This window comes from Mycobacterium sp. (genome assembly GCF_002863225.1).
In the GTDB taxonomy this organism is placed as follows: Bacteria; Actinomycetota; Actinomycetes; order Mycobacteriales; family Mycobacteriaceae; genus Mycobacterium.
In genome coordinates, this window is sequence record NZ_PKEK01000041.1 from 1 (window position 1) to 26416 (window position 26416).

The window sequence follows — 26416 nt, forward strand, 5'->3', positions numbered from 1 at the left end:
TCCTCCGAGGACATACCCGCAGCGACCAATTCCCAGAACTGACGCTGCACCGCCACCAACGAATGATGAGTCGCCATCAACACCCCTACCTACGAAGTGTTGCAACCACCCCTTTAACCCAAGTCGCACTTTTGCGCGCTGGCGTCGATCTCGACGCTTCGACCAACCGCTAGCCTCGACGTCATGAGCGATCTCGTCGAGCGCGTACGCGAGTTGTTGCCGTCGGTGCGCGACGATTTGGAAAACCTGGTCCGCATCCAATCGGTGTGGGCCGACCCAGCACGTCGTGACCAGGTGCACCGCAGCGCCCAGGCCACCGCAGACCTGTTGTCGCAAGCCGGTTTTGGTGACGTGCAGATTGTCAGCGAAGGCGGTGCGCCCGCCGTCATCGCGCGGCACCCCGCACCGGCCGGAGCACCGACCGTGCTGCTGTACGCCCACCACGACGTGCAACCCGAAGGTGACCCGGACCAATGGGTGTCGCCGCCGTTCGAGCCGACCGAACGCGACGGGCGACTCTACGGTCGCGGTAGCGCCGACGACAAGGCGGGTATCGCAACGCATTTGGCGGCTTTTCGGGCCCACGACGGCAACCCGCCGGTGGGAGTGACGGTGTTCGTCGAAGGCGAGGAGGAGTCGGGATCGCCTTCGCTGGGCCGGCTGTTGGCCGCCCACCGTGACGCACTGAAGGCCGATGTGATCGTGATCGCCGACTCCGACAACTGGACCACCGAGATCCCGGCGCTGACGGTCTCGCTGCGCGGGCTGGCCGACTGCGTGGTCGAAGTGGCCACCCTTGATCACGGTCTGCACTCCGGTCTGTGGGGTGGGGTGGTACCCGATGCGCTGTCGGTGCTGGTGCGCCTGCTGGCCAGCCTGCATGACGACGACGGCAACGTTGCGGTAGCCGGTCTGCACGAAAGTACAGCTGCCGCAGTCGAATACCCTGCTGACCGGGTGCGTGACGAATCGGGACTGCTGGACGGGGTGAGCGAAATCGGCTCCGGCTCAGTGCCGCAACGCATGTGGGCCAAGCCCGCGATCACCGTGGTCGGTATCGATACCACTTCTATTGCGGCGTCGTCGAATACGCTGATTCCGCGCGCCCGGGCCAAAGTCAGCATGCGCGTCGCCCCGGGCGGTGACGCGGCCGGGCACCTCGAGGCGCTGACCGCGCATCTGAAGCAGCACGCGCCGTGGGGCGCCCACGTCACCGTGACGCCGGGAGACGTCGGGCAGCCCTATGCCATCGACGTGACCGGCCCGGTGTACGACGCCGCGCGCGCCGCCTTTCGCCAGGCCTGGGGGACCGAGCCGGTCGACATGGGGATGGGCGGCTCGATCCCGTTCATCGCCGAATTCGCCGCCGCCTATCCAGACGCGGCGATTTTGGTCACCGGAGTCGAGGATCCGGGGACGCAGGCGCACAGCGTCAACGAGAGCCTGCACTTGGGCGTGTTCGAGCGCGCCGCGACCGCCGAGGCACTGCTGCTGGCCAACCTGGCCTAGTACCCGGCGTCACCCGACTTTGGTCAGCTGAAACTGAAGTGGGGGAAGCTCGATGCTGCTGCTCGTCCAGGCCCGGGTACCGGTCAGCGAATCGTTGTCGATGGTGATCACTCCGCCGGTCCACGTGTTGCCGTGCAGATGGACATCGAGGTCCGGCGACGCGCCGTCGTTTTCGCTGAGACGCATACAGCCTGAGCCGCATGAGGTGACTGTCCAGGCCTTCGGCGGCATGTCGTGCACGCTCGTCGCCTGCCAGGTGTACGAACCGGGGGTCAGGGCGGCCGATGCGACGCCGGACAACCCGACCGCCGCGCCGGCAAGGACAGCGCACACCGCTAGTGCGCGTGGAATCGTCGTCATCGGTGTCTCGTCCTAGACGGACAGCTCGCGGCGCAGCTTGGCGACGTGCCCGGTGGCCTTGACGTTGTACTGCGCCTCGGCGATCTTGCCCTTCTCGTCGACGACGAACGTCGAACGAATGACGCCCTGGACCGTCTTGCCGTACATCTTCTTCTCGCCGTACGCGCCGTAGGCCGTCAAGGTCTTGCGCTCCGGGTCGGACAGCAGCGGGAAGGTCAGCTTCTCGGCGTCGCGGAACTTGGCCAGCTTCTCGGGCTTGTCGGGAGAGATGCCGACGACGTCGATGCCGGCCCCGCTGAGTTCGCTCAGGCTGTCCCGGAAGTCGCAGGCCTGCTTGGTGCATCCGGGCGTCGACGCCGCCGGGTAGAAGTACACGATCACGCGACGGCCCTTGTAGTCGGCCAGCGAGATCTTGTTGCCGTCGGCGTCGGGGAGGGAGAAGGCGGGCGCTTTGTCGCCCGGTGCGAGGCGGGTGGAGTCGGTCACGAAGCTACCTTTCTGTTCACCGGCAGGTGGGACGGGCGCCGGCTGATCTAGGGTAGGTCCGGCAGGCACCAACCTAGACCGCGCCTGGTCCGGGGTCGCCGACGACAGGGAGGACGAGCGTGGCGGAGCGGGATCCCGACACCATCAAGCAGGAGATCGACAAGGCCCGCGATCAGCTCGCGTCGACCGTCGACTCGCTGGCTGTGCGGGCCAATCCCCGCCGACTCGCCGACGACGCCAAGGCCCGCGCGATCGGCTTTGTCACCAAGCCCGCGGTGGTGATCTCGCTGGCCGGGATCGCGGCGTTGGCTGCCGCTCTGGCGGTACAGCGCATCCGCAACAGATAGTCGGCTAGGCGGCTCGAGCCGCGTTCCTCCACGCCAGCGGATTCAATTCACGGAACGGGTCATCGGCCCGAATGGCCAACAGGTCGGCGAGGATTGTCTCCACCGCGTCTTGGGTCTGTGCCTTCAGCGATGCCGTCCAGGCGTCGGCCGAAATGCCGCTCGGCTTGGCCGTGGTGATGGGCGGGCCGAAGCGCAGGTACATCCGTTGCGGACGGGGGAGCAGGGTGGGGCCGACGCCGCGCATCAGCGGCATCGCCAGCTCTGGATTCCCGGTCATCTTGTTGCTGACCGCCTGGCAGAGCCGGCCGAGCAGGCCGTTGCGGCTGACCATGCTCTTGTACACGTCGTCACCGCCGACCAGGCCTACCGGAATGATCGGATAGTCGTGTTCGGCCGCGATCCGCGCGAATCCGGACCGGCCCGTCCAATTCAGTTGATATTCCTCGCCTTTGAACTTGGCGATCTCACGACCCCCGCCCGGAAAAACCAGGATGGTCTCGTTGTTGCGCATCAGTTCGTGCGCCGTTTCGCGTTCCCCCACCACGCCGCCGTAGGCGAGCATCACGTCACGGCTCAGGCCCGGCTGTCCGCCGATTCGTCGGTCGGCCAAGGGCCGCACGCGTGCACCGATCGCACGCCGCACGAAGTGCGGGATCAACAGGACCTCACCGCCGATGAACTGGGTGTGGTTGCCCACCAACAGGAACCGGCCGTCGGCCGGTAGTTGCTCCAGCCCGCTGATGTGCGGTTGATACAGGTCGATGAGGGGAGCGATACGGCTCTGGAGTCCGTCCAGTGCGTAACGCAACGCCTGCACTCGCCGCGAGGCGAGTTCTGGGGTGGACGAATCGGTGGGCTGATCCACAGCGATCTCCGTTTGATCGAAAGTCATGGGTACACGCTACCAAACGAACTAGTTCGTATGGTTAGAATCTTGCTGTGCGAACCACCACAGAGTTGCGGGACTCGATCCTGGCCGCGGCACGCTCCGAGTTCGCCCAGTACGGGCTGGCGGGCGCCCGGATCGACCGGATCGCAAAAGCCGCCTCCGCCAGTAAGGAACGCCTGTACGCGCACTTCACCGACAAAGAGGCGTTGTTTCGCGGAGTGGTGGCCATCGACATGGCGGAGTTCTTCGCCGCGGTGACATTGCGCGGCGACGCGGTACCCGAATTCGTCGGCGACATCTACGACCTGGCGTCGCGGCGGCCCGAGCACCTTCGCATGATGACCTGGGCCAACCTCGAAGGATTGGCGCTCGAGCCGCCGCGGATCGAGGGAATCGAATCCGTCGCCCTGCGCGACGTCGCCGTCATCGAAGCAGCGCAAGCCGCCGGCGATGTGGACGCGTCGTGGAACCCGATGGACCTACTGGTTCTGCTCTTCGGCGTCGGGCTGGCCTGGGCTCAGTCGCCGCATCCTGATGCTTCAGCAGCGGACCCGGCTGTCGTCGCGGCCCGGCGGGCTGCCGCGGTGGAAGCGGCGCGCCGGATAGTTGCTCCGGCATCGTGATACGCGATGTGGTGGGTGATGGTGCGCCGTCAGGGTTTCGAACCCCGGACCCGCTGATTAAGAGTCAGCTGCTCTACCAACTGAGCTAACGGCGCGTGCGCCCTACAGGACTGCGTCTGAGACAATAACAGCCATTCCGTCGACCGACGAAATCGTTGGGTCCGGGATCGGTTGCGGGTCACTGTCGACAGTCGTCTACACCCTAGAATATTCCGCAGAATCGCAGCACTACAGGTCGCAAGGAGGAACAGCGCAGGTGGCAGGTCGCTTTACCGGACTTCAGCACGCATGCCGCCGGTCGCTGGCAGTGCTGATGGTGCCGATTGCCGTTTTCGGCGCGGCCGCGTGCAGCGGCAACGGCGGCGCGCCGGCGCCCAAGGCCATCATGGACAAAGCCACCCCCTTCGGTGACCTGCTCGTTCCCAAGCTCACCACGTCGGTCACCGACGGTGCCGTCGGTGTCGCCGTCGACACCCCGGTGACGGTGAGCGCCGACAACGGTGTGCTGGCCTCGGTAGAGATGGTGAACGAGAACGGCGGGACGGTCGATGGGCAACTCAGCCCCGACGGCGTGCACTGGGCCACCAGCGAGCGGCTCGGCTATAACCGGAACTACACGCTGACCGCCAAGGCGCGGGGGCTGGGCGGGGTCGCGACCCGGCAGCTGTCTTTTCAGACCCATTCGCCGCACAACTTGACGATGGCGTACCCCAGACCAAGCGATGGCGAGGTGGTGGGCATCGGACAGACTGTCGCCGTTCAATTCGATGAGAACATCGCGGACCGCCAAGCCGCTGAGAAGGCGATCCGCGTCACCACGGACCCGCCCGTCGAAGGGGCGTTCTACTGGCTGAACAATCGCGAAGTGCGCTGGCGCCCAGAGCATTTCTGGAAGCCGGGAACGAACGTCGACGTCGCGGTCAACACCTACGGGGTCGATCTCGGTGACGGATTGTTCGGGCAGGACAACGCCCGGACCCACTTCACCATCGGCGACGAGGTCATCGCGACCGCCGACGACAACACCAAGATGGTCACGGTTCGGGTCAACGGCGAGGTCGTCAAGACCATGCCGACATCAATGGGCAAGGACAGCACGCCGACCGCCAGTGGGACCTACTTCCTCGGCGTGCGGTTCGCGCACATGATCATGGATTCGTCGACCTACGGCGTTCCGGCCAACTCGCCCAATGGATATCGCACCGAGGTGGATTTCGCCACCCAGATGTCCTACAGCGGCATTTTCGTGCACTCGGCTCCGTGGTCGGTCGGCGCCCAAGGTCACTCCAACACCAGCCACGGCTGCCTGAACGTGAGTCCGAGTAACGCGCAGTGGTTCTTCGAGCACACCAAGCGGGGCGACATCGTCGAGGTGCTCAACACCGTCGGCCCGCCGCTCTCGGGCACCGAGGGTCTCGGTGACTGGAACATCCCGTGGGACCAGTGGCACGCCGGTAACGCCAAGGCGTGACACTGATTCGCAACGCCATATTGGTTACCCGGCAACCTCATTCGCGCTCAGTTAATCGGATGGACGCCTGACGCGCCGATCTCATCACTCGTGCGCCCTGACGGGCGTGGACGCACTTAGCCTGAGTGGTATGGGTGAATCTTCCAGGCATCGCGGGGCATCCGAAGCACGAGGCCGCCTCGCCGTTTTCGGCGGCATTGTGTTGTGGCAAGTGGTCGGTGCGGCGGCGGGCGCCATCGGCTACGCCGCCGAGGCGGGCGGATTCGAACTCGAGATGCGCCGAGCCGCCCTGCGCAGCCAACGCTAGACGGCGACCTCGCAGCGCGCGGCGCCCCATTCGGGGTGACTGACGGGACTCGAACCCGCGACATTCAGGATCACAACCTGACGCTCTACCAACTGAACTACAGCCACCATTGCCGCCAGTCGAGCAGCGGCGCCGTCGATACTAACCGGTCGTGTCCCCGGTGGCCGAATCAGTTTCCTCCGGCGTGGCCGGAACCACCCCGAGCCCGTCTGCCACAGCGGCGATCTCGCTGGTCGTGGGCCCAGGCGGGGCGACGAATGCGGTGCCCCGGTAATACTTCAGCTCACGAATCGATTCGTGGATGTCGGCCAGCGCGCGGTGTGCCAGGCCCTTCGCCGGTTGGCCGTAGTAGATCCGCGGGTACCACCGGCGGCTCAGTTCTTTGATCGAGCTCACATCGATCATGCGGTAGTGCAGAAACGAGTCCAGCGTCGGCATGTCGCGGGCGATGAAGCCGCGGTCGGTGGCGATCGAGTTACCGGCCAGCGGCGCCGTCTTGGCCTGCTTGACGTGTTGACGGATGTAATCCAGCACCGCCGCCTCGGCGGTGGCGATGTCGACCGTCGAGGTTCGCACCTCTTCGATCAGCCCCGAGCGGGTGTGCATCTCGGTCACCACGTCGACCATCGACGTCAGCGCGTCGTCGTCAGCGTGAATCACCACGTCGACGCCGTCGCCGAGAATGTTGAGGTCGCTGTCGGTCACCAATACGGCGATCTCGATCAACTTGTCCGAGCCCAGGTCCAGCCCGGTCATCTCGCAGTCGATCCACACCAGTTCGTCCCGCACGGAGTTCACAGTAGGCAAAGTTAGCTGGCGGGCTCACAGCCACCCCGCCTGAGCGCGACAGCCAGTAAGGTCGGGCGTGATCTCGGACCACGGAAAAGGGGAGAGGCAACCGTCCTATGAGCTCTGATTCGACCACGACCCCTGCGAAGCAAATCGCGGCCGGCTACGCCGTGGAGGGCCAGGCTTTGGAGCTGGGCACCGTTGTCGTCGACGGGAAGACCGATCCGGCCGCGCAGATCCGCATTCCGCTGGCGACCGTCAACCGGCACGGCCTGGTGGCCGGGGCGACCGGGACCGGAAAGACCAAGACTCTGCAGGTGATTGCCGAGCAGCTCTCGGCCGCGGGGGTGCCGGTGCTGCTGGCCGACGTCAAGGGTGACCTGTCCGGCCTGGCGAAGCCCGGTGAGAGCAGTGATCGGATCACCAAGCGGGCCGAGGAAACCGGCGACAAGTGGGAAGCGAGCGGCTTCCCGGTGGAGTTCCTGTCGCTGGGCACCAAGGGAGTTGGTGTCCCGGTGCGCGCAAGCATTGCCAGCTTCGGGCCGATCCTTTTGTCAAAGGTGTTGGGCCTGAACAACACTCAAGAGTCCACTCTCGGATTGATTTTTCGTTGGGCCGATCAGAACAACTTGCCGCTGGTCCGACTACAAGACCTGCGCGCTGTCATCAGCTATCTGACCAGCGACTTGGGCAAGCCCGAATTGAAAACTCTGGGTGGTGTGTCCGCGCAGACGGCCGGCGTCATCTTGCGCGCTCTGGTGAATTTGGAATCCGAAGGCGCCGAAACATTCTTCGGCAAGCCAGAACTCGACCCCAAGGCGCTACTCAACTCCGACCAAACTGAATCCGGGACCATCTGGCTGCTCGAACTGGGCGATCAAGCATCACGCCCCGTGCTGTTCTCGACTTTCTTGATGTGGATGTTGTCCACGCTCTTCAGATCGTTACCGGAAGTCGGGGACGTCGACAAGCCCAAGCTCGTGTTCGTCTTCGACGAAGCTCACCTGCTGTTCAGCGATGCATCAAAAGCGTTCTTGGAACAGGTCGAGCAGACGGTCAAACTGATCCGCTCCCGGGGCGTGGGTGTCTTTTTCTGCACCCAACTCCCCACCGATGTTCCGAATGAAGTGCTGTCTCAGTTGGGTGCTCGAATCCAGCACGCGCTGCGGGCATTCACTCCTGACGACCAGAAAGCCCTCACCAAAACTGTTCGGACATATCCCAAAACCGACGTCTACGATCTGGAGACGGCACTGACTTCGCTCGGTATCGGCGAAGCGGTGGTGACTGTGTTGTCGGAGCGAGGGGCGCCGACGCCCGTCGCGTGGACGAGGCTTCGTTCGCCCCGCTCGCTGATGGCCGCCGTCGAGACCAGTGAGATTGTCAAAGCAGCGAAATCCAGCCCGCTGCAGGAGAAGTACGGCAAAGACGACAACTCTCCTGCCGCTGCCGAAAAGGTGGAGGAGATCATCGCGAAGGCGAAAGCTCAGGCCGAAGCCAATCAGCCGGCTGCGAAGAAATCTACGAAATCCACACCGGCGCCTGCCCAAAAAGAGAGCTGGCTCAGGACTTACCTCAGAAGCCGGGAAGGCCGCAGCCTCATAACAAAGCTGTTGAACCTAGCGCTGCAGGCATTCTCCAAACGCCGCTAGGTCAGCTGCCCATCTTCTTGTAGAAGCTCCCGACGATCGGCGCGACGATCGCGCGCGGCGCGTATTGGCTGGCTGCCGACATGGCCTTGGACGTCACGCCGGGGACTACGCGCATTTTGTTGCGCGCCAACGCATCCAGCGACTTCTTGGCTGTGTACTCGGTGGAGATCCACAAGAAGTCCGGCACCAGCTTCTCGACGATGGACGCCTCCGACGCGTCGGGCAGTTCGGTGCGTACCGGCCCGGGAGCCAGAACCGTAACGTGCACACCGGTTTTGCGTAGTTCGCCGCGCAGCGACTCGCTGAAGGTGTTCGCAAACGCTTTGGTCGCCGCGTAAGTCGCGTTGTAGGGAATCGGCGAATTACCGGCCGCCGAGCCGGAAATCAGGATGCCACCGGCTTTGCGTTCGACCATGCCGCGTAGTACTGCGAGCACCAGATCGTGCACGGCGACCGCGTTCAACTGAACCTGCGCACGTTCCACCTCGGGATCCAACGTCGACACCGAACCGAACGTCGCCGTGCCGGCGTTGGCGCACAGGATCGAGATGTTCCGCGTCGCAAGCTCGTCGACCAGTTTCGCGCGGTCGCCTGCATCGGCGAGGTCGGCCGCCCGCACTTCGACAGTGACGCCGTACTGCTCGGTGAGGCGGCTGGCCAGGGTGTTGAGCTGATCTTCGCGCCGCGCCGTGATGATCAGGTTGTGGCCGCGCGCGGCCAATTCGACGGCCAGCGCTTCGCCGATGTTCTGTGAAGCTCCGGTGACAACTGCGCGAGCGTCGGGACTGGGGGCGGGTACCGGCATGGATTAATGGTAGACAGACCAACGATGTCGGAAATCAGCAGTGACGTTTCGCAGGGAGCCAAGCGGTCTCAGGTGCTGGCCTGGGCACTGTGGGACACCGGTTCAGCCGGTGTGACCGCGGTCGTCGTCACCTTCGTGTTCTCGGTGTATCTGACCACCGCTGTCGGTAAGGGAGCGCCGCTGGGCGCGACGCCGGCGAGCTGGCTCGGTCGCGCACTGGCCATCTCCGGGGTGATCGTCGCTCTCCTGGCGCCGATGATCGGGGTGTGGGTGGACGACCCCCGGCGGCGGCGCCTCACCTTGACCGTCTTGACCGGGCTGGTGGTGGCCTTGATCAGCGCGATGAGTCTGGTGCGCGAGAGCCCGGGATACCTGTGGCAGGGGCTGGCGCTCCTGGGTATCGGTGCGGCCTGTGGCGATCTCGCCAGCGTCCCGTACAACGCGATGCTGCGTCAGCTCTCCACACCGCAGAACTCCGGCCGGATATCCGGGTTGGGGTTGACGGCGGCGTTTATCGGCAGCGTCGGCCTGTTACTGGTCGTGCTGTTCGGATGTATCTCCGGCGACGGTCCCACCCGCGGATTGCTGCGGCTGCCCGCGGCCGACGGGATGAATATCCGGATCGCAATGCTGGTGGCCGCCGGATGGCTGGCGGTGTTTGCGTTGCCGCTGCTGCTGACTGCGTATCGGCTGCCCGCACGAGCCGATAGCCCCGCACCCTCGCACGGACCCTTCGGGGGCTACCGGAAACTCTGGCGCGATCTGGTCGGGGAGTGGCACCGCGATCGCAACCTCGTCTACTACCTGCTGGCTGCTGCCGTCTTCCGGGACGGACTGGCCGGCGTCACTCAGTTCGGTGGCGTGCTGGGGGTCAAGGCGTACGGCATCTCACCTTCCGAGGTACCGATGTTCGGTGTCGCGTTCTGCATCGTGGCGGCAATCGGGGCCGTCGTCGGCGGATACCTGGACGACAGGTTCGGTTCCAAGCCGGTAATCGTCGGATCGCTGAGCAGCATCCTCGCGGCGGGGCTGGCCATGATGCTGCTCTCGGGGCCGAAGGCGTTCTGGGTCACCGGGTTGCTGCTGTGCGTGTTCATCGGTCCGGCGCAGGCGTCCGCCCGCACGCTGCTGCTACGACTTGCCAGTGAGGGCAAAGAGGGCGTGGCGTTCGGTCTGTTTACTATGACCGGGCGGGCTGTGACTTTTGTTGCGCCACTGCTGTATTCGATCTTCGTCGACCAATTTCACGCCGAGCGGGCCGGCATGGGCGGGCTGCTTCTGGTGGTGGGCGCCGGCTTGCTGGGCCTGCTGATGGTGCGCGCCCCGTTCCGCCGGGTCTAGCCGTTGCCGGTGCAGTTGGTCAGGCCCACGCCGCTGCGTTGATTGATCTCGACCCCGTCGATGGTCACTGAACATGTCACGTCGTGCCCGATGTTGACGATCGTGACGTTCGGTGTCTTGCTGCCCGACTCGGGCAAGCTGACTTCCTTCGTCCACGGCAACCCGACGTTGAATTCGGTCTGCATCATGCCGTCGTTGTCGACGTAGGTGATGCTGATGGCCCGGCCGTCGCCGCTGACGTTGTAGATCACGGTCTGCATCGAGCCCGGATCGGCGGGCTGGCCAGGCTCGGTGGTCGCCGGCCCGGGCGCCTGGGCCGACCGAGACGGCGAACGGGGCACCACCGGGACGGGCCGCTGCGAGTTCGGTGTCGACGGCAACGCGGGCACGGCGGTCTGCTTGCTGGCCGTGCCGTTCGCGATCACCAACGCGACCACCAGGGCGGTCACCAGCAGTACGGCCGCGACGGCCGCGATCCACAGCCAACGAGGAGCTTTCGGCTTTTCCGGGTCAGGGTCATGGGGTGGCTGGCCGGTCGGCGACTGAGCCTGAGTCCAGTACTGCGGCAGCCTGTCGGTGGGGTTTGCGGCGTTGGGGTCTTGCGCCGAGCCGCCGTAATGCGGCGGCGGGTATGACGGCTGGCCGCCGTAGGCAGGATCGATGTACGGCTGGTGCAGCCGCTGGGTTTGCTCGTTCCGCTCACCGGTCGAACGGGTGTATCCGGGATGACGTCGATCGCTCATGCCCACCTCATTTCTGCAGGGTACCTGCAGCGCAACCGTCGGCGCCGAAACGTCCGATGAACAGTGCAAAAGCCGCTAGTCCGCCGCTCGATGGCCGGTCAACGCGGCGACCGTCATCGCCCGCATGACCGCCCGCGATCGCGCGGCACCGTCGGGCTTGAGGCTGTGCTGCGTGGAGTTGAGCAGTCCGAACACAGCGTGCGCCATCAACCGGGCGTCGGCCTCGGCGAGCCCCGGGTCGATGCGGCGCAGCACGCCCACCCACACCTCGACATATTGGCGCTGGGCCCGACGCACCTGCCGCTCGGCCGCGGTCGGCAGATACGCCAGGTCGCGGTCCTGGATACGAATCAGGTCCGGCTCGCCCAGCGCAAAATCGAGGTGGAAGTCGATCAGCCCATCGAGCGCCGCGGTGGCGTCCGCCGCCTGCTGCGCCTCGACCTCGCGGGCGCCGGCCAGCAGTCGGGTGCTGATCCCCACCAACAGCTCGACCAGCAGCGACTCTTTGTTGGGGAAGTGCCGATAGATCGCCGGCCCGCTGACGCCCGCCGCGGCACCGATGTCCTCGAGTCGCACCGCCAGGAAACCGCGCTCGGCGAAGAGCCGCTCGGCGGCAGCCAGAAGCTGCAGACGGCGATCCGATTTGCGCCGACTGCGAGGGCTCGGCACCGGTGGCTGTGCACCATGCTCGGCCGGGGCGGATGCTGCCATCCAGCCTCCCTAGACAGTTCGGTTAATGGCCACTAACATAACACGAGTTAGTGACCATTAACCGAAAATGGCGTGTAACCGATGACTTCACCGGCCGAAAACCGCACGGCGCACACAACCCTCGTCGAGGAGTTGCGTGGCAAGCTCGCGACCGCTGCGCTGGGCGGCCCGGAGAAGTCACGTGCTCGCCATGTCGATCGCGGCAAACTGCTGCCGCGCGACCGCGTCGACGGCCTGCTCGATCCCGGCAGTCCACTGCTCGAGATCGCGCCGCTGGCGGCCGACGGCATGTACGACGACCAGTGTCCCGGTGCCGGCATCATCACCGGAATCGGCCGGATTTCCGGCCGGGAGTGCATGATCGTGGCCAACGACGCGACGGTCAAAGGTGGTACCTACTACCCGATTACGGTCAAGAAGCATCTGCGTGCCCAGGAGATCGCCACACAGAATCGGCTGCCCTGCGTCTATCTGGTCGACTCCGGTGGCGCCTTCCTGCCCCGCCAAGACGAGGTATTTCCGGACCGCGACCATTTCGGCCGGATCTTCTACAACCAAGCCAATCTCAGCGCACGGGGCATACCCCAGATTGCCGCAGTGCTCGGATCATGCACCGCCGGTGGGGCTTACGTTCCGGCGATGAGCGACGAAGCGGTGATCGTCCGCAACCAAGGCACCATCTTTCTCGGGGGCCCGCCACTGGTGAAGGCCGCGACCGGGGAAGTGGTCTCGGCCGAGGATCTCGGTGGCGGAGCGCTCCATTCGAAGACTTCGGGTGTCACCGACCACCTCGCCAACGACGACCGCGACGCGCTGCGGATCGTGCGGCGCATCGTATCGACGCTGGGGCCGCGTGAACGACCGATCTGGGACGTGTTGCCCACCGTGGAACCGATCGCCGAGCAGTCTGAGTTGTACGACGTCGTCCCGGTCGACCCGCGAATTCCCTATGACGTGCACAACGTCATCAACCGGATCGTCGATGGTGGTGAATTCGCGGAGTTCAAAGCCGAATACGGCAGCACGCTGGTCACCGGATTCGCTCACATCCATGGCCACCCCGTCGGCATCGTGGCCAACAACGGCGTCTTGTTCTCCGAATCCGCGGTCAAGGGCGCACATTTCATCGAGTTGTGTGACAAGCGAATGGTGCCGCTGCTGTTCCTGCAGAACATCTCGGGGTTCATGGTCGGCCGCGAATACGAGGCCGGCGGCATCGCCAAACACGGCGCGAAAATGGTGACCGCGGTGGCGTGTGCGCGGGTGCCGAAACTCACCGTGGTGATCGGTGGGTCGTACGGAGCCGGCAACTATTCGATGTGTGGGCGGGCATACTCGCCGCGCTTTCTGTGGATGTGGCCGAATGCGCGTATCTCCGTGATGGGCGGTGAGCAGGCGGCGTCGGTGCTCGCGACGGTACGCGGCGAGATGACCCCCGACGAAGAAGAAGCGTTGAAGGCTCCGATTCGCGCCCAGTACGAGCACCAGGGCAACCCGTACTACTCGACGGCCCGGCTCTGGGATGACGGGGTCATCGATCCGGCTGACACCAGAACGGTTGTCGGGCTTGCACTCTCGGTGACATCCACCGCGCCGGTTGAGCCGGTCTCCTACGGCGTCTTCCGGATGTGAGTGTGATGGGTACCAGGGAATTGCGAACCGTTCTCATTGCCAACCGCGGCGAGATCGCCGTGCGGGTGATCCGCACGCTTCGCGCGATGGGCATTCGTTCAGTCGCCGTCTACAGCGACGCCGACGTCAACGCGCGCCACGTCACCGAGGCGGACGTCGCGATCAACATCGGCCCGGCCGCAGCGCGTGAGAGCTACCTCAATATTTCCGCGATCGTCGATGCGGCCTTACGCACCGGAGCTGACGCCGTTCATCCCGGCTACGGGTTCCTCTCGGAAAACGCCGATTTCGCGGCGGCACTGGCGGTGGCCGGCATCGCGTTCATCGGTCCGCCGGTGGGTGCCATTCAAACGATGGGCGACAAGATCGCCGCCAAGGCCACCGTGTCGGCCTTCGGTGTACCGGTGGTTCCCGGCCTTGCCCGGCCCGGACTCAGCGACGCAGACCTGATCGCGGCCGCCGAGGACATCGGATACCCGGTTCTGGTCAAGCCGTCGGCCGGCGGCGGAGGCAAAGGCATGCGCATGGTCGAGCGACCGGACGACCTTGCCGCCGCGCTACTCAGCGCCCGGCGCGAGGCATCCGCCGCCTTCGGCGATGACACACTGTTCCTCGAGCGATTCGTGCTGCGGCCCAGGCATATCGAGGTGCAGGTGCTGGCCGACGGACAGGGCAACGTCGTGCACTTCGGCGAGCGGGAATGCAGCCTGCAGCGCCGACACCAAAAGGTCATCGAAGAAGCCCCGTCACCGCTGCTGGATGCCGAGACCCGCGCCCGGATCGGCGCCGCCGCATGCGACACCGCACGCAGTGTGGACTACGCCGGCGCCGGCACCGTGGAGTTCATCGTCTCCGCCGACCGTCCCGACGAGTTCTTCTTCATGGAAATGAACACCCGCCTGCAGGTCGAGCACCCGGTGACCGAACTCGTGACCGGGTGGGATCTGGTGGAGTGGCAGGTCCGGATCGCCGCGGGGGAGAAGCTCACCGTCGACCAGTCCGAGATCGCCTTGAATGGTCACGCGATCGAGGCGCGCATCTACGCCGAGGACCCGGCACACGGCTTTCTGCCCACCGGTGGCGACGTCCTCGCGGTGACCGAGCCGGGTGCGCCCGGCGTGCGGATCGACTCGGGTCTGTCCGCGGGTATGGCGGTCGGAAGCGACTACGATCCGATGCTGGCGAAAGTCATTGGTTACGGCCAGGATCGGGCCACGGCGCTGCGAACCCTTGATCGGGCGCTGGCCGACACTGCGGTGCTCGGCGTCGTCACCAACATCGAATTCGTCCGCTTCCTGCTCGCCGACCCGGACGTGGTCGCGGGTCGCCTCGACACGGGTCTGCTCGACCGTCGCGCCGCTGACTTCCGCGCCCGAGAGGCCTCCAACGAACAGTTCATCGCCGCGGCGGCGTTGCACTGGCTGCGCCTTTTTCCCGCGGCGGCCGCCGATTTGTGGGGGGTGCCGTCCGGCTGGCGGGTCGGCAGTCATGCTCCGGTGAGCATCCGGCTGCGGGCGGGCGAACGCATCGACCACGTCCACATCGTCGGCAAGCCGGAGGCCGCCCGGGTGTGGATTGCCGACGGCGGATGCCGGTCATTGCAAGCAGCTTTGGTGCACGACCAGCTGACGGTTGGTCTGGACGGGCTGCGTGTCACCTATACCGTCGCCGTGCAGGACGGCAAGATCTGGCTGGCCGGCGATGGCGCCGTCGGTGTGCTCGAAGAGGTGCGCGAGGCATCGGTTCGCGAAGACGAGGAACACAGCGGTGACGCCGAGTTGACCAGCCCGATGCCCGGAACGGTCGTCGCGGTCAGCGTCGACGACGGCGCCGAGGTCGCCGCGGGCAGCGCCGTGATCACCGTCGAAGCGATGAAGATGGAGCACGCGTTGACGGCGCCCGTCGACGGTGTCGTCGAACTGCTCGTCCGGGCCGGAGACCAGGTCAAGGTCGGCCAGCCATTGGCCCGAATTGCCGCCACTACGAACTCAACACAACAAGAGGACAGCAACACATGAGTGATTTCCTGTCGACCGGGACGCTCCCGGACGAGTATCAGCAGCTGGCCAAGACGGTCCGCGACTTCGCCCAGACTGTGGTCGCCCCGGTCGCGGCGAAGCACGACGCCGAACACTCCTTCCCCTACGAAGTGGTGGCCGGAATGGCCGAGATGGGCCTGTTCGGCCTGCCGTTCCCCGAGGAGTGGGGTGGCATGGGTGGCGACTACTTCGCCCTGTGCCTGGCGCTGGAGGAGCTGGGCAAGGTCGACCAGAGCGTGGCCATCACCCTCGAGGCGGGTGTCTCGCTGGGCGCGATGCCCGTCTACCGATTCGGCAGCGACGCTCAAAAACAGGAATGGTTGCCGCAGTTGGCAAGTGGAGCCGCCCTGGGTGCGTTCGGTCTGACCGAGCCCGGCGGCGGAACTGATGCGGGTGCGACCAAGACGACTGCTCAGCTCGACGACGGCAGCTGGGTGATCAACGGCTCCAAGCAGTTCATCACCAACTCCGGCACCGACATCACCAAACTGGTCACGGTGACCGCTGTGACCGGTGAGCGGGATGGCAAGAAGGAGATCTCGTCGATCCTGGTTCCGGTGCCCACGTCGGGATTCACCGTCGAGCCCGCGTACGACAAGGTCGGCTGGAACGCCTCCGACACCCACCCGCTGAGCTTCGACGACGTCCGGGTTCCGGAGGAGAACCTGCTCGGCGAGCGCGGTCGTGGCTACGCCAACTTCCTGCGGATCCTCGACGAGGGCCGCATCGCGATCGCGGCGCTGGCCACCGGTGTCGCGCAGGGCTGTGTCGACGAGAGCGTCAAGTACGCGCGGGAGCGTGAAGCGTTCGGGCAGGCGATCGGCCGGTACCAATCCATCGCGTTCACGATCGCCCGGATGGAGGCGCGCGCGCACACCGCCCGTACGGCCTACTACGACGCCGCCGCGCTGATGCTGGCCGGCAAGCCATTCAAGAAGCAGGCGGCGATCGCCAAGCTGGTCGCCAGCGAGGCAGCGATGGACAACGCCCGAGACGCCACCCAGGTGCACGGCGGTTACGGCTTTATGAATGAATTCACCGTGGCCCGGCATTACCGGGACAGCAAGATTCTCGAGATCGGTGAGGGGACCACTGAAGTGCAGCTGATGTTGATCGCCCGCGAGGTGGGCCTGTGAAGCTGAGTGAGCGGAACGAACGCAGTGAGTGACGGGAACGAGGCGAACCAATCGCCTGTGAAGCTGAGTGAGCGGAACGAACGCAGTGAGTGACGGGAACGAGGCGAACCAATCGCCTGTGAAGCTGAGTGAGCGGAACGAACGCAGTGAGTGACGGGAACGAAGCGAACACTGGGCCTGTGACCGGTGGCGATGACTACCGCGAAGTAGTTCAGCGTGGGTTGTGGTTCGAGGAATTCGAAACCGGTGTGCGATATCTACACCGGCCGGGCCGCACCATCACCGAGGCCGACAACGTCTTGTTCACGACCCTGACGATGAACACCCAGGCGCTGCATCTCGACGCCGCGTTTTCCGACGCGCTACCACCGTTCAACCAACGGCTGGTCAACTCGATGTTCACGCTCTCGACTCTGGTCGGTCTGTCGGTTGCGCAACTGACCCAGGGCACCATCGTCGGCAACCTCGGGTTCTCCGACATCGCCTTTCCCAAGCCACTTTTCCACGGCGACACCCTGTATGCCGAGTCGGTGATCGTCGAGAAGCGGGAATCCAAAAGCCGACCGGGCGAGGGCATCGTCACGTTCGCGCACACCGGCCGCAACCAGCACGGCGACATCGTCGCGACCGCAAACCGCAAGACCATGGTGAGAAAGCAGCCCGCCGAGGCGGGTAACTGATGGGGTTGAGCAATCCCGGCCCCGCATGGCTGTTCTGCCCGGCCGATCGCCACGAGCGCTACCAAAAGGCCGCTGCCGCAGCCGATGTCGTGATTCTCGACCTCGAGGATGGCTGTGCGGCCGCCGACCGGCCTGCGGCCCGTCAGGCGTTGGTCGACGTCGCGCTGGACCCGTCGCGAACGGTGGTGCGGGTCAACCAGTTCGGTACCGAAGATCAGGAACTCGACCTGCAGGCTTTGAAGAACACGCCGTACGACACGGTCATGTTGCCGAAATGCGAAGCGGTGGAACAGGTCAGCGCTCTGGCGCCGCTCAACGTGATCGTCCTGGTCGAATCCCCGCTCGGCGCCCTGAAGGTCACCGAGACCGTTCAGGTGGACAACGCGATCGCCGTGATGTGGGGCGCCGAGGATCTTTTCGCTGTTCTCGGCGGCACGGCCAACCGCTACCCGGACGGCAGCTACCGGGAGGTCGCCCGACACGTCCGCTCGCAATCGCTGCTGGCGGCGAGGGCATACGGACGCCTCGCTCTCGATTCGGTCTACCTCGACATCAAAAACCTCGACGGTTTGCGTGGCGAGGTCGACGACGCGGTTGCAGTGGGCTTCGACGCGAAGGTCGCCATCCACCCGAGCCAAGTGCCGGTCATCCGGGCCGGCTACGCGCCGTCGCCGGAGCAGATCCATTGGGCGCGTGACGTTCTCGCGGCCGCGGTTGATCAGCGTGGTGTCTTCGCGTTCGAGGGCAACATGGTCGACGCGCCGGTGTTGCGGCGAGCCGAGCGGATCGTCCAGCTGGCAGGCGAAGCCGACTCGTAACGGGCCGCCGGCTATTTGCGTTTGGCCGCGGCGAGTCGAGCAGCGAACTCCGGCGACTGAATGGAGTGGGCCTGCGGGCCGAGTTCGGTGTTCTTGGCCTGTTCGTGCAGGTCGATGTCGACCGAGCCCGGACTCGCGGTGGCGCGCATGGTGGCCTTGGTGGCAAGCACCACCTCCCGCGGCGCGGCCGCCGGGCCGGCCGCCAGCTCCAGCGCCGCCGCCACCGGGTCGTCGGCAACGCTGAGCGCAAGGCCATGCCGCACAGCTGATTCAGCGTCGAAACGCATACCGAACAGCAGGGCGGCACGGGCTACCTGAGGCCCGACGCCGCGCTGCAGCATCCACGTGGCGCCGCCGCCGGGGTGGATACCCAGCTTCTGAAAACGCGCGTCGAACAACGCATTTGGGCCGGCGATACGCACATCCGCAGCCAGCGCCAGGTTCAGCCCGGCGCCTACGGCAGGTCCGTTGACGGCGGCGATCGTCGGCAATGTGCACTGGCCGACCGCCATGAATCCGTCGTAGAGCTGCCGCAAGCCCTCCTCGGCAGCACTGCCGAGGGCGCTCAGGTCGGCCCCGGCGCAGAACGCCTTGCCGGCGCCGGTGACCACAACCGCGTGCACCCCGGAATCGGCTTCGGCGCGTTCGACGGCAGCGCGCAATTGCGCTGACGATTCCCCGGTGACGGCATTTCGCCGGTCCGGATCGTTGATGGTGATCAGCGCGACGTGCTGGTCGACGCTGAACAAGACCAGATCGTGGGCCATTGGTTACCTCCGCAGATTCGCCGGCGACGGCACGTCGTATGCCGTTCGGGGACATGAGCCACAGGGATCACACCGGTCACAATGGCACCCGCCTGTTGTGCCCCCGGCAGGACTCGAACCTGCGACCACAAGATTAGAAGTCATGTGCTCTATCCAGCTGAGCTACGGGGGCCGAAGACTCCAGGGCCAGGTCAGTGTAGCCAACCGAGAAAGTGGGTATTCCCAGCGCCGCAACGCCGGAGCATCGTGCCCCGGCGTCACGAGTAAGTGGGCTAGTGTGAGGCCCGCCACACACGAACGCTGCCGACGGTCACGCCGCGCCAGCCAACGCGTGTGCTCAACGATGAGGAGTGGCAAGGGCATGACCGTCGCCTTTGATGTCAGAGCGCGGTACTCGCGCGCATGTGCCGAAATGCTGCGCCACGGCGTGCAGCTCGCCTCCGGGCCGGTCGGCGCGTATCGCACGGGTTCACTTTTGCTTCGCGGCTCGCCCACGGTTGCCAGCTTCCTGGCAGGGTGGCTGTCTACGGAATTCCCCCCGCACGTCGTCACCGGCCACGCGCTGTCCGGTGTGACGCCGTTGTCGAAGGTCGCGACCAGCTGGGCGGCCCAGCGCGCCGACCGGGTGCTCACCGACGCGCTGCACGACGCTTTCGGGGCCGACTACCGCGACTCGGTTCGCCATCCGATCAGTGACCGTCCTGGGCGTCGCGGCGGGATGTTGCATTCCGCTGGTGGTCACCGCCGCTACGCGGCGCAGACGTCCGACATCGTCTACGGCCCGAATGAGCGCGACAACATGCTGGACATCTGGCGTCATCGGGACGTCAAGGCCGGTGACCGGGCACCTGTACTGCTGCAGATCCCGGGCGGCGCGTGGACCGTCAACGGTCGGCGGCCGCAAGGCTATCCGCTGATGGGCCGGATGACCGAGCTGGGCTGGGTCTGTGTCTCGATCGACTACAGCAAGAGCCCGCGCAACGCGTGGCCGGCCCACATCATCGACGTCAAGCGTGCTCTGGCCTGGGTTCGGGAGAACATCGCCGACTACGGTGGCGATCCCGATTTCATCGCCGTCACGGGCGGCTCCGCCGGAGGCCACCTGGCCGCGCAGGTCGCGCTCACCGCCAACGATCCGCGTTTTCAGCCCGGCTTCGAGGATGCCGACACGACTGTTCAGGCCGCGGCGCCGTACTACGGCGTCTACGACCTGACTGATCCGGCCAAGATGCACGACATGATGATGGCGTTTCTCGAGCTGTTCGTGATGAAAGAGCCTTACGCCGACAACCCCGAGCTTTTCGAGTCGGCCTCGCCGATCACGCACGTCCACCGGAATGCGCCGCCATTTTTTGTCCTGCACGGCGAAAACGACTCGGTGATCCCGAGTGTGCAGGCGCGGGCCTTCTGCGGCGCGCTCCGCGAAGCCGGTGCCGCCACCGTCGGCTACGCCGAATTGCCCAACGCGCACCACGCTTTCGACTTGTTCGCCACCGTTCGGTCCCGGCTGGCGGCCGACGCGGTCGCCGACTTCTTGGGTGTGGTCCACGGTCAGCACGCCGGGGCTCTGGATACACGCGCGGTATCGACCGGCTAGGCCGCTGGCACCCGAGCATCAGCTCGTTCGAATTCGGATGCACAGCAGGATGATTCGCACGCCACCTGAGACGTGTTCGATCTCGCGTTCCGATCCGGACAATCGGCTACCACCGCCGCGCCAACCAGACTAGTTTGGAGTTTGCCTGTGGCGTCCCGGGGCCGGGGCGCGCGGCCCAGTCGATACGGGAGGTCTGAGTGGCGATGGCGGCGTTGACGCGAGGGGCGGTCAATGGCTGATCGGGTCGACGCAGCCGGGTTGCCCACGGCGCTGGGACCAGTCGATTACCTCTTACATCGCGGGGAGGCAAACCCTCGCACCCGCTCGGGAATCATGGCCCTGGAGATCCTGGACCGCACGCCGGATTGGGAGCGGTTCCGCACTCGCTTCGACTATGCGTCGAGAAAAGCGTTGCGGCTGCGGCAGAAGGTGGTCGTGCCGACGTTGCCGACGGCGTCGCCGCGCTGGGTGGTCGATCCCGATTTCAACCTCGACTACCACGTCCGCAGAATCCGGGTCTCCGAGCCGGGATCGCTGCGCCACGTGTTCGACCTGGCGGAACTGACGCTGCAATCGCCGCTGGACATTGCCCGCCCGTTGTGGACCGCGACCCTCATCGAGGGGCTTCAAGACGGCAAAGCCGCGACGTTGCTGCACCTCTCGCACGCCGTCACCGACGGAGTCGGCAGCGTGGAGATGTTCGCCCACATCTACGACCTCGAGCGGGACCCACCGTCGCAGCCGACACCTGACCAGCCCATTCCGGAGGATCTGACGGCGAACGACCTGATGCGAGAGGGTTTCAATCGGTTGCCGCTGACTGTGGCGAAGGGCGCAGGCGGTGCGTTGTGGGGCGCGGCCTCGGTAGTCGGGCGCGCCGTTTCCCGGCCGAGCGCCGCCTTGTCGGGCGCCTTGAGCTACGCGCGCTCCGGAGCGCGCGTGGTCGGCCAGGCTGCCGAGCCGTCGCCGTTGCTTCGCCGCCGCAGCCTGGCGACTCGAAGCGAAGCGATCGACATCCCGCTGTCGGACTTGCATCGTGCGGCGAAAGCCGGTGGCGGATCGATCAACGACGCCTACCTGGCCGGCTTATCTGGTGCTCTGGGGCGCTACCACGAGGCGCTCGGGGTGCCGATCTCGACGTTGCCGATGGCGGTGCCGGTCAGCCTGCGGGCAGAGTCCGACGCGGTCGGCGGAAACCGTTTCACCGGGGTGAATTTGGCGGCTCCGGTCGGCACCAAAGATCCGGTGAAGCGCATGCAGAAGATCCGATTGCAGATGACCCAGCGCCGTGACGAGCCGGCAATGGACATCATCGGTTCCATCGCGCCGGTCTTGAGTGTTCTGCCCGGGCCGCTACTGGAATCGATGACCGGATCGGTGGTGGGCTCGGACGTACAGGCCAGCAATGTGCCGGTGTACCCGGGCGACACGTTCATTGCGGGAGCAAAGGTGCTGCGGCAGTACGGGATTGGCCCGCTGCCCGGGGTGGGGATGATGGTGGTGCTGATTTCGCGTGGTGGCTACTGCACCATCACGACGCGCTACGATCGTGCCGCTGTGCGTGACGAGGCGTTGTGGGCCCGTTGTCTGCTGGACGGTTTCAACGAAATCCTCTCGCTGGCAGGCGATCCGGCTCCGCAGGCGGTGCCGTCGTCGTTCGGGGCGGACCAGTCGGAGGGCGCAAAGTGACCACCGATGACAATGGACGTTCCGCGCGCGACCTGCGGCTGCCGGGCTCGGTTGCGGAGATCATGGCCAGCCCTCCGGGACCGGAGATCGGTGCGTTCTTCGACCTGGACGGGACCTTGGTGGCGGGCTTCACTGCCGTCATCCTGACCCAGGAACGCTTGCGCCGCCGCGACATGGGCGTCGGGGAATTGTTCAGCATGGTCACCGCCGGCCTCAACCATCAGCTCGGGCGGATCGAATTCGAAGAGCTGATCGGCAAGGCGTCCGCGGCGTTGCGTGGCCGCATGCTCAGCGATTTGGAGGAGATCGGCGAGCGGCTGTTCGTCCAGCGCATCGAGTCTCGGGTCTACCCGGAGATGCGTGAGTTGGTCCGGGCTCATCTGGCTCGCGGTCACACCGTAGTGCTCAGCTCCTCGGCGCTGACGATTCAGGTCGCGCCGGTGGCCGCCTTCCTCGGCATCGTCAACACACTGACCAACAAGTTCGAGACCGACGACGATGGTGTCTTGACCGGCAACGTGGTCGCCCCGATTCTGTGGGGGCCGGGCAAAGCCGCCGCGGTGCAGAAGTTCGCCGGCGAGAACGGAATCGACCTCAAAGACAGCTATTTCTATGCCGACGGTGACGAGGACGTCGCGCTGATGTATTTGGTCGGCAATCCGCGGCCGACCAACCCCGAAGGCAAGATGGCTGCCGTCGCCAAGCGCCGCGGCTGGCCGATTCTGCGGTTCAGCAGTCGCAGTGGCGGGGGGATCACCGCTCAGCTGCGCACTTTGGCTGGCGTCGGGTCGGTGCTTCCGGTGGCCGCGGGCGCACTCGGGATCGGTCTGCTGACTCGCAGCCGGCGGCGCGGGGTCAACTTCTTCACGTCGACGTGGTCGCAGATGTTGTTGACCGCCAGCGGTGTTGAGCTGAACATCCTGGGCAACGAGAATCTCACCGCGGAGCGTCCGGCGGTGTTCATCTTCAACCACCGCAACCAGGTCGATCCCGTCATCGTCGGGGCGCTGATCCGCGACAACTGGGTCGCTGTCGGCAAGAAGGAGCTCGAGAGCGACCCGATCATGGGCACCCTCGGCAAGGTTCTCGACTCGGTTTTCATCGACCGCGACAATCCGGCCGCGGCGGTCGAGTCGTTGCACCAGGTGGAAGAGCGTGCCCGGCAAGGCCTTTCGATCATGATCGCGCCCGAGGGAACCAGGCTGGACACCACCACGGTCGGTCCGTTCAAGAAGGGCCCGTTCCGGATGGCGATGGCGGTGGGGATACCGATCGTGCCGATCGTCATCCGCAACGCCGAGATCATTGCCGCGCGCAACTCCACCACGATGAATCCCGGAACGGTGGATGTCGCAGTCTTCCCGCCGATCTCAGTCGCCGATTGGACGGTGGAGACGCTGTCGGACCGGATCGACGACGTTCGCCAGCTGTACCTGGACACGTTGGCCAACTGGCCCGAGGACGAGCTTCCCGATCACGACGTCTACCGACGTAAGCCGGTGGCGCGCAAAGCCGTTCCCGCGAAGAAGGCCGCGCCGGCAAAGAAGGCCGCGCCCGCAAAGAAGGCCACGCCGGCAAAGAAGGCCGCGGCTAAGAAGACCGCTGCGAAAAAGGCCGCGCCACGCAAAGCGACCAAGGCGCAACCAGATACGCCGCGGCCGAAGGGCCAGTCGTGACCGCCGACGCCGGCAACGGCTCGCTGGGCTCCGGCCGCAGCACGTTGGTGCTGGCGTCGGCGTCGTCACCGCTCGAATCGGAACTGCTCGCGACATGGCTGGACCAACAACGGGACCGCGACCCGAAGGTCAAGCTCGAAGTGCTGGCGCTGCCCGATCAGAACCCGTCGCCCGGTGAGCTGGCGCAACTCGTCGAGCAGCTCGAATTGGACGAGGACCGATCGATCGTTCCCGTGCGTGTCTTTTGGATGCCCCGGGCTGACGCTACGGCCCTGAACCGGGTTGCGGCACTGCTGCCCGGGTGGAATCCCTACCAGCCCAGTGAGCGTCGGCAGCGCCACATCCTCCGATCCGACCGCTCGCGAGCGCAGGTCGTGGCCGGCGAGTCTGCCAGGGTTTCAGAACTGCGGCAGCAGTGGCGCGACATCACCGTGGGAGACAATCCGCGTGAGTTCGCGCATTTCGTCACCCGCCGCGCGCTGTTGGCGATGGAACGTGCCGAGTATCGAATCCTGGGCCCGCAGTACAAGTCACCGCGGCTGGTGCGCCCGGAGATCATGGCGTCCGCGCGGTTCCGCGCCGGGCTGGAGAAGATTCCGGGCGCCGACCTCGAAAAAGCCGGAGAGATGCTCGACGAGCTCGCCACCGGCTGGAGCCGGGTCTCGGTCGACCTGGTGTCCGTCCTCGGCAGGATGTTCAGCCGTGGTTTCGATCGTGAAATCGACTACGACGAATACCAAGTGGCGGCGCTGCGGACTGCGCTGGAGGCGCACCCGGCGGTGCTGCTGTTCTCGCACCGGTCCTACATCGACGGTGCGGTCATGCCGGTGGCGATGCAGGAGAACCGGCTGCCGCCGGTACACGTATTCGCCGGCGTCAACCTGGCTTTCGGATTCATGGGGCCGCTGCTGCGTCGCGCCGGAACCATCTTCATCCGCCGCAACATCGGCAATGACCCGGTGTACAAATACGTGCTCAGGGAGTACGTCGGCTATGTGGTGGAGAAGCGGTTCAACCTGAGCTGGTCGATCGAGGGCACTCGTTCCCGCACCGGAAAGATGTTGCCGCCCAAGCTAGGCCTGATGAGCTACGTGGCCGACGCCTACCTCGATGGCCGCAGCGATGACATTCTGCTGCAGGGAGTCTCGATCAGTTTCGATCAGCTGCACGAGACGGCCGAATACGCCGCTTACGCCCGTGGCGGTGAGAAGCATGCCGAGGGCTTGAGCTGGATGTACAAATTCATCAAGGCCCAAGGCGAACGGAATTACGGCAAGATCTACGTCCGGTTTCCCGAAGCGGTCTCGATGCGCGAGTATCTCGGCCCGTGCCACGGTGGTATCGCCGACGATGAGGCGGCCAAACGGCTTGCGCTGCAGAAGATGTCGTTCGAAGTCGCCTGGCGGATCCTACAGGCCACTCCGGTCAACGCCACCGGCCTGGTGTCGGCGCTGCTGCTCACCACGCACGGTTTGGCTTTGACGCTCACCCAGTTGCACCACACCCTGCAGGACTCTCTGGACTACCTCGAACGCAAGAACACTCCGATGTCGACCAGCGCGCTACGGCTGCGCACACCGGAAGGTGTTCGGGCAGCAGTCGATTCGCTGTCCAACGGCCATCCGGTCACCCGGGTGGACAGTGGCCGCGAACCTGTGTGGCGCATCGCTCCAGAGAACGAGCACACCGCCGCGTTCTACCGCAACTCGGTGATTCACGCATTCCTGGAGACCGTGATCGTCGAGCTGGCACTGGCCTACGCCGCCCGGGTCGACGGTGACCGGCTCGACGCGTTCTGGACCCAAGCGATGCGCCTGCGCGATCTGTTGAAGTTCGATTTCTACTTCGCCGATTCGGCCGCGTTCCGCCAGAACATCGCCGATGAGATGGCCTGGAACGAGGGTTGGGAAGCGCAGGTTGCCGCGGGACCGGCCGAGATCGACGCGATGCTCTGGGCCAAGCGGCCGCTGATGTCGGACGCGATGCTGAGGGTCTTCTTCGAGGCCTACGAGATCGTGGCCGACGTGCTTCGTGACGCCCCGGCCGAAATCGGCGCCAAGGAGCTCACCCAGCTGGCCCTCGGAGTCGGCAAGCAGTACGTCGCGCAAGGCCGGGTGCGCAGCAGCGAGCCGGTGTCGACGCTGCTGTTCGACACTGCGCGACAGGTGGTCGCCGATCAGGATCTCCTCGAGCCCGGTCCGGATTTGGCCGAGCGACGCGTCGCTTTCCGCCGCGAATTGCAAGCGATTCTTCAGGATTTCGATCACGTCGCGAAGATCGCACGCAACCAGTTCGTCGCTCGCGAGGCCGAGGCGCGCGGTGCGAGCCAGGCATAGGTAACGCGCCCGT

24 protein-coding genes and 3 tRNA genes are annotated in these 26416 nt (G+C 65.5%); 16 read left to right on the forward strand and 11 right to left on the reverse strand.

Annotation, left to right across the window (positions count from 1 at the left end; translation table 11 throughout):
* The first annotated feature begins 183 nt into the window (after positions 1 to 183).
* Complete coding sequence (locus tag CYU59_RS12460; protein ID WP_292989791.1) at positions 184 to 1509, forward strand: dipeptidase; 1326 nt, start codon at positions 184 to 186, stop codon at positions 1507 to 1509.
* A gap of 9 nt (positions 1510 to 1518) precedes the next feature.
* On the opposite strand, the gene CYU59_RS12465 is transcribed toward CYU59_RS12460, so the two are convergent.
* Positions 1519 to 1869 carry a hypothetical protein gene (locus CYU59_RS12465; RefSeq protein ID WP_292989793.1) on the reverse strand — a complete coding sequence of 117 codons (351 nt, stop codon included), beginning with the start codon at positions 1867 to 1869 and terminating at the stop codon, positions 1519 to 1521.
* Positions 1870 to 1881: 12 nt separating this feature from the next.
* Complete coding sequence (gene bcp / locus CYU59_RS12470) at positions 1882 to 2355, reverse strand: thioredoxin-dependent thiol peroxidase (RefSeq protein WP_292989795.1); 474 nt, start codon at positions 2353 to 2355, stop codon at positions 1882 to 1884.
* Between the two features lie 119 nt (positions 2356 to 2474).
* Between bcp and CYU59_RS12475 the strand changes: the two genes are divergently transcribed.
* Positions 2475 to 2702: a DUF3618 domain-containing protein gene (locus tag CYU59_RS12475; RefSeq protein WP_292989797.1), complete on the forward strand. Its 228-nt coding sequence runs from the start codon at positions 2475 to 2477 to the stop codon at positions 2700 to 2702.
* Between the two features lie 4 nt (positions 2703 to 2706).
* On the opposite strand, the gene CYU59_RS12480 is transcribed toward CYU59_RS12475, so the two are convergent.
* Positions 2707 to 3594: a lysophospholipid acyltransferase family protein gene (locus CYU59_RS12480; protein WP_292989800.1), complete on the reverse strand. Its 888-nt coding sequence runs from the start codon at positions 3592 to 3594 to the stop codon at positions 2707 to 2709.
* A gap of 47 nt (positions 3595 to 3641) precedes the next feature.
* Here CYU59_RS12480 and CYU59_RS12485 point away from each other — a divergent pair, with 47 nt between their 5' ends.
* On the forward strand, positions 3642 to 4214 hold the full coding sequence (locus CYU59_RS12485) for a TetR family transcriptional regulator (protein ID WP_292989802.1): 573 nt from the start codon (positions 3642 to 3644) through the stop codon (positions 4212 to 4214).
* A 19-nt stretch (positions 4215 to 4233) separates the two neighbouring features.
* Here CYU59_RS12485 and CYU59_RS12490 read toward each other — a convergent pair.
* Positions 4234 to 4309, reverse strand: a tRNA-Lys gene (locus CYU59_RS12490).
* Between the two features lie 218 nt (positions 4310 to 4527).
* On the opposite strand from CYU59_RS12490, the gene CYU59_RS12495 reads away from it, so the two are divergent.
* Both CYU59_RS12495 and CYU59_RS12500 read left to right on the forward strand, forming a co-directional pair.
* Complete coding sequence (locus CYU59_RS12495; RefSeq protein ID WP_292990280.1) at positions 4528 to 5685, forward strand: Ig-like domain-containing protein; 1158 nt, start codon at positions 4528 to 4530, stop codon at positions 5683 to 5685.
* 130 nt (positions 5686 to 5815) lie between these two features.
* Positions 5816 to 5992, forward strand: a complete 177-nt coding sequence (locus CYU59_RS12500) for a hypothetical protein (RefSeq protein WP_292989804.1) — start codon at positions 5816 to 5818, stop codon at positions 5990 to 5992.
* 34 nt (positions 5993 to 6026) lie between these two features.
* Here the strand turns inward: CYU59_RS12500 and CYU59_RS12505 are convergent.
* Positions 6027 to 6099 (reverse strand) — tRNA-His (locus tag CYU59_RS12505).
* Positions 6100 to 6133: 34 nt separating this feature from the next.
* Positions 6134 to 6781: an oligoribonuclease gene (orn, locus tag CYU59_RS12510; RefSeq protein WP_292989807.1), complete on the reverse strand. Its 648-nt coding sequence runs from the start codon at positions 6779 to 6781 to the stop codon at positions 6134 to 6136.
* Positions 6782 to 6897: 116 nt separating this feature from the next.
* On the opposite strand from orn, the gene CYU59_RS12515 reads away from it, so the two are divergent.
* Positions 6898 to 8433: a helicase HerA-like domain-containing protein gene (locus CYU59_RS12515; protein WP_292989809.1), complete on the forward strand. Its 1536-nt coding sequence runs from the start codon at positions 6898 to 6900 to the stop codon at positions 8431 to 8433.
* A gap of 1 nt (position 8434) precedes the next feature.
* Here the strand turns inward: CYU59_RS12515 and cmrA are convergent, their stop codons facing one another.
* The gene (cmrA, locus tag CYU59_RS12520; RefSeq protein WP_292989812.1) at positions 8435 to 9238 is read right to left on the reverse strand and encodes a mycolate reductase; all 804 of its coding nucleotides are present in this window, start codon (positions 9236 to 9238) and stop codon (positions 8435 to 8437) included.
* Between the two features lie 24 nt (positions 9239 to 9262).
* On the opposite strand from cmrA, the gene CYU59_RS12525 reads away from it, so the two are divergent.
* On the forward strand, positions 9263 to 10579 hold the full coding sequence (locus CYU59_RS12525) for an MFS transporter (protein WP_292989815.1): 1317 nt from the start codon (positions 9263 to 9265) through the stop codon (positions 10577 to 10579).
* Here the strand turns inward: CYU59_RS12525 and CYU59_RS12530 are convergent.
* Positions 10576 to 11322, reverse strand: coding sequence for an MmpS family transport accessory protein (locus tag CYU59_RS12530; RefSeq protein ID WP_292989818.1), 747 nt, complete (start codon positions 11320 to 11322; stop codon positions 10576 to 10578). The two genes, CYU59_RS12525 and CYU59_RS12530, sit on opposite strands and share 4 nt — an antisense overlap.
* A 75-nt stretch (positions 11323 to 11397) precedes the next feature.
* Positions 11398 to 12033, reverse strand: coding sequence for a TetR/AcrR family transcriptional regulator (locus tag CYU59_RS12535; protein ID WP_292989820.1), 636 nt, complete (start codon positions 12031 to 12033; stop codon positions 11398 to 11400).
* 81 nt (positions 12034 to 12114) lie between these two features.
* On the opposite strand from CYU59_RS12535, the gene CYU59_RS12540 reads away from it, so the two are divergent.
* The 5 genes from CYU59_RS12540 to CYU59_RS12560 all read left to right on the forward strand — a co-directional run bounded on the left by CYU59_RS12540 (position 12115) and on the right by CYU59_RS12560 (position 18338).
* Positions 12115 to 13665, forward strand: coding sequence for a carboxyl transferase domain-containing protein (locus CYU59_RS12540; RefSeq protein ID WP_292989823.1), 1551 nt, complete (start codon positions 12115 to 12117; stop codon positions 13663 to 13665).
* A 5-nt stretch (positions 13666 to 13670) separates the two neighbouring features.
* On the forward strand, positions 13671 to 15683 hold the full coding sequence (locus tag CYU59_RS12545) for an acetyl/propionyl/methylcrotonyl-CoA carboxylase subunit alpha (protein ID WP_292989826.1): 2013 nt from the start codon (positions 13671 to 13673) through the stop codon (positions 15681 to 15683).
* Positions 15680 to 16840 carry an acyl-CoA dehydrogenase family protein gene (locus CYU59_RS12550; protein ID WP_292989827.1) on the forward strand — a complete coding sequence of 387 codons (1161 nt, stop codon included), beginning with the start codon at positions 15680 to 15682 and terminating at the stop codon, positions 16838 to 16840. Before CYU59_RS12545 ends, CYU59_RS12550 begins: the two co-directional genes overlap by 4 nt.
* Positions 16841 to 17019: 179 nt before the next feature.
* Positions 17020 to 17520 carry a MaoC family dehydratase gene (locus CYU59_RS12555; protein WP_292989829.1) on the forward strand — a complete coding sequence of 167 codons (501 nt, stop codon included), beginning with the start codon at positions 17020 to 17022 and terminating at the stop codon, positions 17518 to 17520.
* Positions 17520 to 18338, forward strand: a complete 819-nt coding sequence (locus tag CYU59_RS12560; RefSeq protein ID WP_292989832.1) for a CoA ester lyase — start codon at positions 17520 to 17522, stop codon at positions 18336 to 18338. The genes CYU59_RS12555 and CYU59_RS12560 overlap by 1 nt, the downstream gene beginning before the upstream one ends.
* A gap of 11 nt (positions 18339 to 18349) precedes the next feature.
* On the opposite strand, the gene CYU59_RS12565 is transcribed toward CYU59_RS12560, so the two are convergent.
* Both CYU59_RS12565 and CYU59_RS12570 read right to left on the reverse strand, forming a co-directional pair.
* Positions 18350 to 19105, reverse strand: a complete 756-nt coding sequence (locus CYU59_RS12565) for an enoyl-CoA hydratase (protein ID WP_292989835.1) — start codon at positions 19103 to 19105, stop codon at positions 18350 to 18352.
* 98 nt (positions 19106 to 19203) lie between these two features.
* A tRNA-Arg gene (locus CYU59_RS12570) sits at positions 19204 to 19277 on the reverse strand.
* Between the two features lie 189 nt (positions 19278 to 19466).
* Between CYU59_RS12570 and CYU59_RS12575 the strand changes: the two genes are divergently transcribed.
* The 4 genes from CYU59_RS12575 (at position 19467) to CYU59_RS12590 (ending at position 26403) form a co-directional block, all read left to right on the forward strand.
* The gene (locus CYU59_RS12575) at positions 19467 to 20702 is read left to right on the forward strand and encodes an alpha/beta hydrolase (protein ID WP_292989838.1); all 1236 of its coding nucleotides are present in this window, start codon (positions 19467 to 19469) and stop codon (positions 20700 to 20702) included.
* Between the two features lie 231 nt (positions 20703 to 20933).
* Positions 20934 to 22391 carry a wax ester/triacylglycerol synthase family O-acyltransferase gene (locus CYU59_RS12580; protein ID WP_292989841.1) on the forward strand — a complete coding sequence of 486 codons (1458 nt, stop codon included), beginning with the start codon at positions 20934 to 20936 and terminating at the stop codon, positions 22389 to 22391.
* Between the two features lie 62 nt (positions 22392 to 22453).
* Positions 22454 to 24067 (forward strand): HAD-IB family hydrolase/lysophospholipid acyltransferase family protein, encoded by a 1614-nt coding sequence (locus CYU59_RS12585; RefSeq protein ID WP_363114545.1) that lies wholly within the window; start codon positions 22454 to 22456, stop codon positions 24065 to 24067.
* Positions 24064 to 26403, forward strand: a complete 2340-nt coding sequence (locus CYU59_RS12590) for a glycerol-3-phosphate 1-O-acyltransferase (protein WP_292989844.1) — start codon at positions 24064 to 24066, stop codon at positions 26401 to 26403. The genes CYU59_RS12585 and CYU59_RS12590 overlap by 4 nt, the downstream gene beginning before the upstream one ends.
* Positions 26404 to 26416: the final 13 nt, after the last annotated feature.